This window comes from Microbulbifer maximicatervae (SeqCode) (assembly GCF_052467225.1).
Genome location: NZ_CP174303.1, coordinates 3549447 through 3562289 on the forward strand (window position 1 = coordinate 3549447; position 12843 = coordinate 3562289).

Below are 12843 nucleotides of genomic sequence, written 5' to 3' on the forward strand. Positions count from 1 at the left end.
TGTTTAAACTTTATTCCCAGCTTTTTGAGATCATCTTCCTAAAGATAACTACCGCAATCCAGCCCTATACTTCCCGTGTCACCTCTATTTTACCTAGACAGCCAGACAAGCAGTAGGAACTCTCTAAGGATGAAATCCTATATTGGTGACTCCACTTCAACTTTAATGACAAAGATTTGAGAGCATTCTCCGCCTAATTAGCTGTTCAGCTGAGTCCCAAATCGATCAACAGTCTGTAACAAAATTAATCGCTTGATTTTTAAGGGATCATCATGAAAGCTTTCACCCCGATAGCGGCAGCTATCTTCTTAGTAATTAGTGGGTATTCATTCGCAAATGGGAATACTGCCATAGTGAACCAGAATGGAAATGGTAATATGGCTAACCCGGACCAAAGTGATCCCGCAACGATGGACAGTTTGATCGCAATCACCCAGGATGGTGATTTCAACGAATCTGCACCGGTACAGGAGAATGCCACTCAAAATGGCACTATTATTCATATTCAAACTGGAAATCTAAATACCGCTCCTGCCTTACTACAAAATAACAGTGACTCTACCCAGATTACGGCAATTCAGCAGGGCAATCTTAATGAGGTAGGCATGTCGCAAGTTGACTCTCAGTTAAGTACTGTTTTTGTTAACCAAATTGGGGATACCAATAGCTATGGCGGTGCGCAGATAATGTCAGATAGCGATACTATTTCTGTATTGCAATCTGGAGATTCCCAAATTTCCGGTAATACTCAACTCAATACCTCCTTTAACAGTTTTATAGTGAACCAGACAGGAATGGCCAATAGTGCTATTGGTTTCCAATCTAGCGGTACCTCAAATACCTCAGTTATGATCCAGAATGGAACTGCTAATATCGCTGGCATGGCTCAAAACGACGGCGACTTTAATAGCTTACTTATTCAACAAGAAGGAGATAGCAATGATGGCATTGTTACACAGTTAAATAATTCAAATAACAATACTGTGAGCGTATTCCAATCAGGCATGATGAATATGTCGGAAGTTAATCAAGATGCTTCTGATTTTGGCATAGTTGATACCAACCAAACTGGCATGATGAATATGGCACTAACCAATCAGACGGGGATATCCAACTTTGCCAGTCAATCCCAGATTGGCACATCTAATGTGCATGAAATCGGTCAGGCAACATCCGGTAATTCTGCAACTGCCCTCCAATCTGGTACTGGCAATATGGGCGTGATTTTTCAATAGCGGATAAGGTTGACGATTCAACACTGTACTCCCTATTAGCAGCTATGGGTGTTTGACTGTTTTTGGGTAAAAGAGATGCTTTTTAAATAGGTATAACGCGCCCAACAGGGGCGGCTGGAGCGAAGCGGAAGCCGTCCCGCGGAGGGCCGTAGGACCGGAGCATCCTGCTTGGGTTTGTTATGGTACATAGGACAATGAGACCGAAAGGAGTAGGGCTAAAAAACCTACCACATATATAGAAAATAAAACCAAAATGGACTTACCCAGTTTCTCTAGGCCCGAATCATCCATTTGGCGCCATTCTCGCCTAAGGAGAAACTTCATGAAAGCAATGTTATTAGAAATAGAATTGTTCATAATGAGGCTGGGCTTTCCCATAGCTTCGTATTTTTCGGAATGCCTCGTTTCTAATATTTTAAATAGACGATAGCAAAGAAAAAACCAAACTAGCACCGACAGAAGCAAGCCCACAATAAGAATTGGTTGAATTTCCTTCACCTTACTCTCCGAGATCCATAACGAGGGTGTAGAAAAACTCAGCCCTCTTTTCGTATTGTGCTTCTACGTGAAAAATAGCCTACTCATCAGTGAAAGCTAGATCAGAATTCACGTAGAATCACCATTTATGGTTAATATTTGATCACAACTAAGAAAGCAAAGACATAAATTAGTTTTTCTACAGCCTGAACACTAAGCTAACGGGCAGTAACGTAGCGGCATAATCGCGAAGCGCCGCTGCGTTACTGTCCCAGTGTGGCACGCAGTGCTACACGTGTTAAGCGCCTTGTTATACGTTACAGCTAAAATCATCTACTACACCCCACACTATTGCCGCCATAAACATACACCATGTAATTAGGATTAAACGTCGTCTCATGCCAAAATTTGATACATATCTTGCCTCTGGTACATGAGGCACATTCATGGGTAACTTTAAGAAGAAATTAATATTTAAATTTACTAAATAGGTAAAGCTAAGAAACAGAACAAATGGCCTACCTTTATCTGCGGGGCAGGAATAATGACTCGCTGCCAAAATTGCAATGACTAAGTAGGATAGGAGTAAAATCCATTTAAGAGCTTTGTTGTTCATTTTATCCGAAGCGTATAATCGGGATAGGGAGGCACCTCACGATGCCTCTCCTCCCACACCACCAGGCATACGGATCGCGTACCATGGCGGTTCAATTCTATTCCCCTTCCTATCTGCCAATTCCGGCAGCCCCAAGCTCCTAAAGTATCTATTTGGCAATGCTCTGTAAAGGGCAGGACTTTTGCTTAGCCTCCATGATCCATGTGCTGATTTGGCCGTGTTCCACGCTAAAAAGCGATCAACACCCAGCCTTCTTAATCTGCGGTAACCACTACGTCCCCATTGCTTCCATAAATAACATCGCAACTTCCGCCTTATCCACTTGTCCAGATCTTTCAGAGGGCTCAGTACTTCACTGATGTCAAAGTACGCTTTCCAACCAAGCAGGGTCTTCTTTAACTCCTCTATGATCTGAGTAAACTTGCGGCCTCGTGTTCGGCGGGTGACCATTCTGATCTTTGCCTTCAATTTATTCATCGATGATTCTGATACCTTGATCCGGGCATCTTTCTTCAGCAATCTAAATCCTAGAAAGCTCCGCTTCCAGAAGTGATCATCTGCACTCTTCTCAGCATTTACTGTGAGCTTCAGCTTACATTTGATGAAGTGCGTAAGGCTTACTTTTATCCGCTCTGCAGACCGACGACTTCCCACCAGTATTTGAAAATCATCGGCATATCGCACAAAACTGAGTTGCCGCTTGTGCAGCTCCCAGTCCAGTTCATTAAGCACAATATTAGCTAGAAGCGGAGATAGCGGCCCACCTTGCGGGACGCCTTTTGTTGTAGCTATTACCTTGCCGTCGACTACCGTTGGCGCTTTTAGGTATCGGTTTATCAACCCCAGCACATCAGCCGGTATTCCACTTTGCTTCAGTGTTAGCATGAGCCTGTCATGATTCACTTCATCAAAGAAGGATTTCAAGTCCATATCGATCGTCCAGCGCTTTCCTTGCCGGACAAAGTTTTGAACCTGTCTAATCGCCTGGTGTGCCGATCGATTTGGTCTAAAACCAAAACTAAGAGCATGAAACTTCGGCTCCCATTGCTCACTGAGTATCTGTGCGATAGCTTGTTGGATCAACCTATCTTGCACAGTGGGTATACCCAATGGACGCAGGCCTCCATTGCCTTTTGGTATAAAGACGCGTTTCACCGGTTGAGGACGATAGCTACTACTTAACACCTTGTGTCGGGTAGCAATCCAAGTCTGCTTAAGATGTTCCGGCAACTGTTTTACCGTCATACCATCGAGACCTGGCGCACCCTGGTTACGAGAAACTTGTTGTAATGCTCGAAACAGATTATTCCTATCTAGAATTCGCTGCATTAAAAGAGATGGGAAATTGGACAATGTATGATTAAGTTTCCAGTTTGATGTTCACCCCCCAAAAAAAAATATTTTTTTCCTGGCAACTAAGTTACTTGTCAGATGCAGTCATCAAGCTCTGCATTAATAATACTGTCCAGAATTGTTCAGGCCGTCAGTAACACGAAATCTACCTACTATGCCCTCTGCTGACTTCTATGGGTCGGTCAAAACCAATCTCTCAGTTTTCAGTTATTCCATTAACAACCCATAGACCTCCCAGGGTAAGACATTTAACTTTCTTCACGTAGATGCTGGATTTATAAAACGCAGGCCAGTTGTGGATGGAGAGCTTTATGGTCACGTGCCCACTGGCTCCACCTGCGTCACACCTCATATCCAGTTCTTGTTCATCACCCCGTGAATTTGCGTTGGGCTTCCTCCAGCCAATACCTCGCGATATTGACCTTGCCCTTTCGTTAACCTTCGGCTCCACGAATACCTGGTAAGAGGACTTCCACCTCTCTAGTTAAATGCCATGCCTGGCAAACACGCCGCTAGCATGGGCGCAGCTTTAGCTGCGTCCAATGCCTTGCTTTGTTAACTGTTTTACCTATATTCAACGTAAATTTCCCCAGAGCCTATCGGCAACTCTTTATTCAAGATCTCAATTAGATCAATGACACTATCAGTTTGCTCTAGGTCTTGATACTCACAAGCATACCAAGCAATGAATTTTGCCCCTTTATATATTAACTCTCCTAATAACTTTCCAAGTTGAGTAGAACTTAAAGGATCGCCTTGTGACAACTGAAGTCCAGCTTCGGAAAATATACTGTCTGTAGTATCACCAGTTTCATCTAAAACTGCCCATGCATGAGACTGATCAATACCGTAGTAGTCGACTACTTCACCGAATACTTCCTGTGCTTCGCTGGCAGGCACAAAAGTAATGTCTGAAACATCAGTTGTAGGCTTGAGATCTATAATTGCGAGTAAAAACTGGCTCATGTTCGAATACAGTTAACGCCGCCATAACCGGCGGGAACGGAGTTGGTTTAGTTGTGCTAGCGTAGCGATAAAGCACAACTGAAGCAACGCAGTGAGCGTCAAGCCCGTGTGCGGGCGGTGGTTGATGGCTTTGTTATGAGGCTAAAATTTGGGCTTAAAGTAGATACCTAAGCCGAGTGTGGCCACAGCCAAACCAATGAATACCTGGACAAAAAGGCTAAAAAAGAAATCCATAGCACCATGGGCGAGTGTAATTTCGATGATACCATTCATCTTACTTGCGTAAGTAAAGCTACCATCAATTGAATCGATAATAGTTAGCATGCTTAGCAAGAAGCCTGCTAAAGCTAGGGTTGCGCCGCCGAATTTATCTCTCATAGTGAGTGTGCGTTATAACGCTGAGTGCAGGGGCAGCTGGAACGCAGTGTAAGCTGTCCCGGCGCGCAGCGCCCTTGCTGCCACGTTTTGTTAGGTGCTTTTGCAGATGACCAATACACTGACATTTCCACCTTCATCATAATATGACAGAGTTTCCTTAATATACTTACAGTCGCCATGCTGTGACATATTTGTATTTATATATCTATCGATGTCGGCATAGTACTTCTCAAAGCCGTCAACATCATCCGCAGATGTGAATCGATGGCGGGTGTATACAAAGTAGTAAGCTCCCTCGCCATGCTTAATAACCGTTCGCTCTTTTTTAGAAATGGAATCAAGCTCAACGTGATACGGGGTATTTGAGCAAGCCATGAGAGCAATCGTTATAAAGAGTAAGAATATTCTTCTAGTCATGATTTACGGTTGCACCTAAAACGCTTAGATAACCTGCACTGCAGGCGGTAAAAAAATGACTTGGCATTGAATTTAGGCCGAACTAAAGAGGCCCATTCCTGCAGTGTCTGGTTCATCGCCATGTTGTACATTCCCGCCGGCACTATCTTGCCGAGCCGCCCTCTTTATAAAGGAAATTCCTTTTTTCGCCTTAGACCACACTCTGCCAGTCAACTTTGTAGATTCATGGCACTGCCCACACTCTACCACCAGATCTTGGATTTGCAATCCAGCTGGGAGTCGTTGATCTTTCATTAAACCCACTTGATTACTACATAGATCTTGCTTTTTCTTATTGCACCCAGCATATAACCCATAACTCCGTACCATGTGTTTTCCTATTGGAGGTATGTGCTGCAAGACACGTCTTAAGAACTCCTGAGGCTTTAATCTTAGTCGCTTGCGTCGCTGGTCACGGTGATCAAAATAACGAAATTCCAGCTCCTTATGATCCACGTTTAATATCTGCTTTGGCTTCAGCGGGCCACCTTTGATATATCGTGAAAAATACAGAAGCACTCCTTGTCCATGCTCATATCGATCCTGAATACGAACTGACCATTCTTTGCGATAGCAAGCTTTAAAGAGAATATCAAACTGGCCAATGGGCCAACTGGGAGGCAGCTTGATTAGCCCAGCACGATACTGCTCTAGTAACAGCGCTTGAAACTTTCCCCTATAAAGACTCTTAACCACTCGCACAGGTAATAAATACTCACCTGTTTCTTTCCAGTTTTCTCTTAAAGTCAAACCGCCAGCGGTGATCAGGCAGTGTATATGTGGATGTAAAGTTAACTGTCTTCCCCAAGTATGCAGAGCCATAAGCATCCCGGGGGTTACGCCGTGATAGTCCTTACTTGCCATCAATTCAAATAGCGTTTCTTTACTCGACAAAAAGAGTATATCTGTAAGCTTCTCCTCGTTGTATTGCCATATCGGCAGATACTCATGAGGTATAGTAAAGACCACATGAAAATGTTCTGTATCAAATAATTTACGACGCTGCTGATCAACCCACTGGAGCTGTTTTCTGCCTGAGCAAAGGGGGCAACTTCTATGCCTACAAGAATGATGCTGCTCAGTGACATGGTTGTGCTTACAACGATAATAACTGCTTCCCATCGATTTTGTACGGCATTCTTGTATCGAGGAGATAGCCTTTAAATTTTTTAGTGGTTGCGCAGTTTTAGATAAATAACCACTGTACGCAGAAAATATATTTTGCAATACCCGGTTATGCATTTTCTAAAATGCCTCTTATAATTTAAAAGTGGCACCACTCCCGCGCAGCGGGTTTGTACAACGAAAATAGATATGCGGAACCGTTAAGAAAGTTGGCAGTGCCTTTGCGCAAGCAAAGGGAATGACAACTTTTAGGTTTCCGCATAATCGGGTTGTTATTTGTTGCTCGTGGCACTGTGTACAAATTCACTACAAATATCTTTCTTTTATTGTCTACCACGATTCGGAGAGAGAAACTAGCAGCACTAGGTTCGCGGCCTTGCTTCGAAGCGGCTGTGCCGTCCGCATTAACTTCGTTATGCGAGCGTCGCTGAAGCTTCGAAGCTTACATGAAGGTCGAACCGTTGGCTATGGGCTTTCCCGCCAATACTGTTTTTTTATACAGCAAACTAATAATCACCTGCTATCCTTTATTGACCCCCCGCAAAACTGGAGCGAGCGACCAATAACAGTTAATTCAAAAGAAGCGTCTTTATATCACCCTTCTATATAATTCTACTCACTTCTTTCAAGATAACCTCAAAAACCCAATAATATCAGGAAGTCAAGAGCTTTGACATAATTCTCAACAGGTAGATATAAAGCAGGCGCTATATATCTACCTGCTTTTTCTGCTCTTAATAACATTATCAACCCTATAAAAATCAAAGAGATAGATCGTCATTTCCAGAAATAGGAGAAGCTTCTCTTGAATTCTGATATATAGAGCAAGCCTCAACTGTCTTAACCGCCTTTATTCCCGGGCAACTAACCGTGCGCTTAGTCTCAAATAGCTCTATCGCTCTTACCTGGCTTACGCTGCTCAATGACAGGCTCCGTCAACTATTCACCACCTGCTATCTTGCTTTAAGCAGCAAAGCTGAAGCTGGGGGGAGGAAGTGGTTATGTCTGTCATGTGCCGTTTAGCCCTTTTGGCAGTAGTTTTTGTAGATCTGATGGGTCAGGGATTGCTGTTCCCGATCATCAATGAATTGGTTATGTCGACAAAATTCCAGTTCCTACCTACTGATACGCCACAATCAACTCGGCACTTGTACTATGGAGTTGTGATCGGCAGCTTCTTTCTGGCGTGGTTTATTGGGTCCGTATATATCGCCAAACTGTCTGACAGTATCGGACGCAAAACTGCCATGGTGCTGTGTCTGGTGGGGGCTATGGCCGGATACGCGATCACTGTTCTCTCTTTGCTAAGCAATAGCCTTTGGCTTCTTATTCTAGGACGAGTGATCAGCGGCTTTACTGCGGGAAACCAACCTATTGCTCAAGCAGCAATGATTGATGCCAGCCAAAGTGAGCTGGAAGCCTCCAAGAACCTAGGGTTATTGGTAGCCGGAATGAGTGCTGGGGCTGTAGCTGGGCCGATTATGGCAGGAGTCCTGGCAGACAGGGAGCTATTGGGGAGCATAGCCAGTATCCAACTGCCCTTTTACTTTGCTCTGGTACTTGTCGCTATTACTTTGTTTTTGATCCTGACCTTTTATCACGATACCCGGCAAGCCCCGATGCAGCTTAGGCTTCGCTTTCTGGATCTATTTACTCAGTTTATACATCTGAAGGACCGTCCTCGGGTTGTCCGACTTTGCCCTGCCTACCTCTGTTTCATGCTGCTGCATCTCAGCTTTTATATATTTATCACAAACTATTTAAGCAGTAGATTCCAAGCAGGCCTGCTAATAACCAGTATGGCCATGCTGACTATGGGTATTGCGGTGGCAATTTCCAGCCTCTTTATGGTCAAGCCTGTTTTGTCCCGCTGGACTAAAGCCCTGGTAGTTACAGTTTCCGCCTTAGTGATGGGAGCGAGCGCGTTAGTCTTCGTATTCAGCAGCCATATTTGGCTATGTTATCTCAGTGTGTTCTTCGCGTACCTTTGCTTTGGGCTCGCTTACCCCGCCCTCTTGAATATATTCGCCAATAGTGTCGATGAAACGGAACAGGGTTGGGTGATGGGAATAGCTACTGCGGGCTTCACGCTGGTAGCAAGCTTGATTTCACTCGCGGGGGGCATGGCAATGGAAGTTGATATCCGCTTACCGTTTTACATTACAGCAGCTGCATCGATATTAGTATTTGTTTTAATCCGCTGGAGCTGGCGCAAACTCCCTGGCGTAGCAAAGTGAAAAACCAGGCAAATATGTAACCGACCTACTCTGCCAGTGACACCAGACATGGGCCCATCAGGGTAAACTGAAAGGCCCATAACTTTAAATCTCGCCCCTCATTAGTTAATGAACCGCCTGCTCTCTAGCTAATCCACAGTCTATAGGGTTATTTACCTCCCCACTTAAATCTAGAATACGGGCGATCCACCATATAAATGGCTCAACCTGACCGCTTAAGGTGCAGCTACCTGTACAAATATCATCAAGCAGCGACTGAACATCGTGAAGCCGCAAGGCCGTGACAGACCTCTGGTTTCTTAGCGTTACTGAGCAAAAAGGAACGTCGTTGACCGAGAGATCGCTCAAGGTTACTTTGCCACCATCAATTAAAATTCTCACCGGCTCAAACTGTTCAGTAACACTCACGGACAAGCACAAGTTGGGCACGGGGCTGGATAGTCGATTGATATATTCCTGTAGGAATTTAGAAAAGGTATTTGCCCACTCACCAATTTCAGCGAGGGCTTGCCCCAAATCCATAGCTTCCTCTTTTGCTTCCTGGGATCGGGCATCAACCTCTTTTTCAGCCTCAATAAGAGCTTCCACGGTTCTATCAACATCCTCCCTGGTGTGAGCTGCCGAGCAGATCAGCCTCAGGCGGCCACGGCCGCTCTCAACTATCGGGTAAGTGACAGCCGAGGTTTGAATACCGCGCTGATAAAGCGCTTGGACTATCCCGTATAGTTTATCTTTATCCTTAAAATGGGGCGTGATAATAGGCCCATCACCTGTTCCCAAGTCGTATCCGGCCTGCTCGAATTTCCGGCGCATATAGCGGGTCGTATCCCACAATCGATCACGCAGTCCATCGTCAGATTTAATCCGACGCAAGGCAGTCAATGCGGCTGCAATATCTGCAGGGCTGATAGAAGCCTGAAAGATATATGCCCTGGCTGAGGACCTCAGCAAGTCAACGTACTCCTTACTCGCAGCAACCACACCCCCAAGGCTACCGAGCGACTTACTGAGTGTTGTCATAATAAAGTCAACTTGATCAGTAATACCTTGAGCCGCACAGATACCGGCACCACGCTCACCATAAAAACCGAATGAGTGTGCCTCATCAACTAAGGTCAAGGCGTTGTATTTCTTTGCTGCACGTACGATTTCAGCTACCGGCGCAGCACCTTCCCCCATACTGTAAACGCCCTCGAGAACCACTAGCGTCGTTCGGTAGGGAGACGCTTCAGATTCCAGCACCGACTCCAGATCAGAGGCATTATTGTGTTGGAAAGTTCTAATTTTGGCACCACTGAGACGGGCACCGTCAACAATTGAGGCATGGCAAAGTTGGTCTATAACCACAACATCATCTTTACCTAATATTCCTGCCACCACCCCAACATTGGCCGTATAACCCGTTGGAAACAAGCAGGCTCCAGACTTGCCCACCAAATCAGCAAACTCCGTTTCAAATTGGAGGTGAAGGTCCGTCAGGCCCGATGCCGCCGCTGAAGTGCCCATTCCTGTTCCGAAAAGCTGTACAGCAGATGATGCTTGTTCGATAACTTCTTTATCCCTATTCAAGCCAAGGTAGAGATTGGTCGTCCAAATAATTGCATCCTGGGTATCATCGTTATAAACATCTGTAACAGTGCCGTGGGTCCCACTACCTGTCCGTAAAACCTTACTGTAAGGATTCCTCTTCTGGTTGTTAGCCATGGCTATCACCGCCTGCACCAACTTACTTTTGTCAGAAGCAGACCAGGATGACGCCTTTGCGGCCTGAAAAGTTGGATGGCTCAACTGGAGCTGGGACTGGAAGTTAGCCAGCGCATCAATTTCAGATTTGGCAACCTCATTAGCTGACTCACTACTGATCTTACCTTCCGTCAAATCAAGCATATAGCCAGCCAATAGCTTCGGCGTGGGATAATCGAAGATTGTTTGCGCAGATAGGGCGTGTCCAATGCAATGACTCAACCGGCTGGCCAATTCTAATGTTGTCAGCGAATCCAGGCCCTGCTTGTCGAAGGCTATCTCTGGGAGCACAACCTCCGGATCTGGGTGGTTCATGATGGAAGCCATCTCACCGCGGATAATCGAAGTAAAAATTGCCTCGCTGTCTACTGATAAACCTGCGAAGTGCTCGCCCATTCCACGGCTTCGATTAATATCATCGTTTGCAGCCAAACTGCTTTCAGTTGGAACGACAAGCTCCGCTTCAAGGAGGGCCAATCGTTTACGATCCAGCTTATTGTTAGGTAGCAAGGGTAACTCTTGCAGGTGCTTGACAAACTGGGGGACCATATATTTAGGAAGGTGCTGTTCAAGAAACTCTTTTACTGCTACCTCGGTGATTGTCTTTTCGCTAGCAACAATATAGGCCACTAGAATCTTTTGCCCCGCCCCGCCATCTATAACGGTAGTAGCGGCAGCATCAACGCCCGGTATAGATTCAATTGCCGATTCTATTTCTTCAAGTTCAATACGATAGCCCCTAATCTTCACCTGGCAATCGGCGCGTCCCAAGTATTCTATTTCTCCATTTGCTGTCCATCGGCACAGGTCTCCCGTTTTATACAAGCGCTGATCGGAAATTCGGGGGTTGGAAGCTTGCTGTATAAAACGTTCCTCCGTCAGATGCTCATCATTTAAATAGCCCCGAGCTAGCTTGTCACCAGACAAATACAACTCCCCCTCCTCGCCGGGAGCAACTGGCTGTAATCTCTCATCCAAAATATATGCGCGTGAACTTGAAACCGCCCTTCCAATCGTAATTTGGTCGCTATCGGGGCTAACTTCTGTATAAGTTGAGTAAACCGTGTCCTCTGTGGGGCCATAAACATTAACTATCCGCAATTGTTCAGCCGCCGCATATATTTGCTCGACCAGGGATTGCTTAAGTACTTCACCCCCAAAAATCAGGCAACGCACTCCCTGAGGCAATTTGTCTATCGAAAGTAAAGCCTGAACCGCAGATGGAACCGTGATACAAGTTCGCACTTGCTCTCGAAAGGGAAGTTTTGGCAGCTCCAAAATATTCTTCGACAATATAACTCGGCCGCCCAGAGAGAGAGTCCCGATAATTTCCATCACTGAGGGGTCAAAGCAAACTGAGGTCGAAGCCAAAACGCCTTCTAGCTCTCTATCGCTCAACAGCTCACTCATGGACTTACTGAGTGCGATAAGGCTTCGGTGTTCGATAGCAACCCCTTTCGGGCTTCCAGTAGAGCCGGATGTGTAGATTACATAGGCTAAATCACTCGTTTGCGCTCTGGTATGTTCCGGTAAAAATTCCGGTGCCTGCTCTCGCAACTCATCGATCCATACCAGTTCTTTCACGCCAAGGCATAAGTTTGCGTTTTCGTCACAATCGACGATTGCTGCGGCAGCTCTGGAGTGCTCGAGCATATATCGTACCCGCTCTAGCGGATAAGTTGGGTCCAATGGGACATAAGCACAACCTGCACGCATTACGCCAAGTAGAGCCGCGACCAGCTCCCAGGATCGACTCATACAGACACCAACCAAGGAACCAGGCTCAACTCCTCGATTTACCAACTCAGCAGCAATTCCATCGACCCGTTTCATCAGACGAGCGAAACTTATTTCTGTGTTGCCATCGATAATAACGACTTGATCAGGGTTCTTTAGCTTCTGTCTTTCGATCAAATCGCAAACTGTATCTCCTGATGATACAGCGCCCATTTCTCCCGATTCAAAATCTAAGGACTGGGCGTTATGTTTGTTTATTGAGCTGCACACTGAACATTACCTTTTATACTTATTAAAATCCGAAAACTAACTTTCAATTCATTTCTCTGTCTTTCAAATTTGGTCAAAATTTTCTGTTATTTGAATTACTTAAAAATCAGTTACTAAGTTGGAAGTATGCCGGGAAATAATTTCATAACATTGAACTGGAGCAGTATTTCAGCTACCGCAGTTCCAGGTCATAAAGGAAAATTAAATGAAGGTGGTATTCAGGGAGATAGAAACGCAATTTGGAAACTGA

General features: G+C 45.3%; 8 protein-coding genes. 2 read left to right on the forward strand and 6 right to left on the reverse strand.

Annotated features, from left to right (window positions below; genetic code table 11):
• The first annotated feature begins 272 nt into the window (after positions 1 to 272).
• A complete protein-coding gene (locus ACJJIZ_RS15555; RefSeq protein ID WP_444914019.1) occupies positions 273 to 1235 on the forward strand; it encodes a hypothetical protein in 963 nt (320 codons plus the stop codon).
• Positions 1236 to 2364: 1129 nt separating this feature from the next.
• Here the strand turns inward: ACJJIZ_RS15555 and ltrA are convergent.
• The 5 genes from ltrA to ACJJIZ_RS15580 form a co-directional block, all read right to left on the reverse strand.
• Entirely contained in the window at positions 2365 to 3657 is a 1293-nt protein-coding gene (gene ltrA, locus ACJJIZ_RS15560) for a group II intron reverse transcriptase/maturase (protein WP_444916214.1), read from the reverse strand.
• Positions 3658 to 4245: 588 nt separating this feature from the next.
• Positions 4246 to 4647 carry a hypothetical protein gene (locus ACJJIZ_RS15565; RefSeq protein ID WP_444914020.1) on the reverse strand — a complete coding sequence of 134 codons (402 nt, stop codon included), beginning with the start codon at positions 4645 to 4647 and terminating at the stop codon, positions 4246 to 4248.
• A gap of 141 nt (positions 4648 to 4788) precedes the next feature.
• Positions 4789 to 5025 carry a hypothetical protein gene (locus ACJJIZ_RS15570; RefSeq protein WP_444895876.1) on the reverse strand — a complete coding sequence of 79 codons (237 nt, stop codon included), beginning with the start codon at positions 5023 to 5025 and terminating at the stop codon, positions 4789 to 4791.
• A gap of 90 nt (positions 5026 to 5115) precedes the next feature.
• On the reverse strand, positions 5116 to 5442 hold the full coding sequence (locus tag ACJJIZ_RS15575) for a hypothetical protein (protein ID WP_444914021.1): 327 nt from the start codon (positions 5440 to 5442) through the stop codon (positions 5116 to 5118).
• Positions 5443 to 5514: 72 nt separating this feature from the next.
• Positions 5515 to 6708: an IS91 family transposase gene (locus tag ACJJIZ_RS15580; protein WP_444913467.1), complete on the reverse strand. Its 1194-nt coding sequence runs from the start codon at positions 6706 to 6708 to the stop codon at positions 5515 to 5517.
• 899 nt (positions 6709 to 7607) lie between these two features.
• On the opposite strand from ACJJIZ_RS15580, the gene ACJJIZ_RS15585 reads away from it, so the two are divergent.
• Positions 7608 to 8843, forward strand: a complete 1236-nt coding sequence (locus ACJJIZ_RS15585; RefSeq protein WP_444914022.1) for an MFS transporter — start codon at positions 7608 to 7610, stop codon at positions 8841 to 8843.
• A 105-nt stretch (positions 8844 to 8948) separates the two neighbouring features.
• Here ACJJIZ_RS15585 and ACJJIZ_RS15590 read toward each other — a convergent pair whose 3' ends face one another.
• Complete coding sequence (locus ACJJIZ_RS15590; RefSeq protein ID WP_444914023.1) at positions 8949 to 12500, reverse strand: amino acid adenylation domain-containing protein; 3552 nt, start codon at positions 12498 to 12500, stop codon at positions 8949 to 8951.
• Positions 12501 to 12843: the final 343 nt, after the last annotated feature.

Coding starts and splice junctions, on each gene's coding strand:
- ACJJIZ_RS15555 (WP_444914019.1), top strand. CDS start 273: ATGAAAGCTTTCACCCCGATAGCGGCAGCTATCTTCTTAGTAATTAGT.
- ltrA (WP_444916214.1), bottom strand. CDS start 3,657: ATGCAGCGAATTCTAGATAGGAATAATCTGTTTCGAGCATTACAACAA.
- ACJJIZ_RS15565 (WP_444914020.1), bottom strand. CDS start 4,647: ATGAGCCAGTTTTTACTCGCAATTATAGATCTCAAGCCTACAACTGAT.
- ACJJIZ_RS15570 (WP_444895876.1), bottom strand. CDS start 5,025: ATGAGAGATAAATTCGGCGGCGCAACCCTAGCTTTAGCAGGCTTCTTG.
- ACJJIZ_RS15575 (WP_444914021.1), bottom strand. CDS start 5,442: ATGACTAGAAGAATATTCTTACTCTTTATAACGATTGCTCTCATGGCT.
- ACJJIZ_RS15585 (WP_444914022.1), top strand. CDS start 7,608: ATGTCTGTCATGTGCCGTTTAGCCCTTTTGGCAGTAGTTTTTGTAGAT.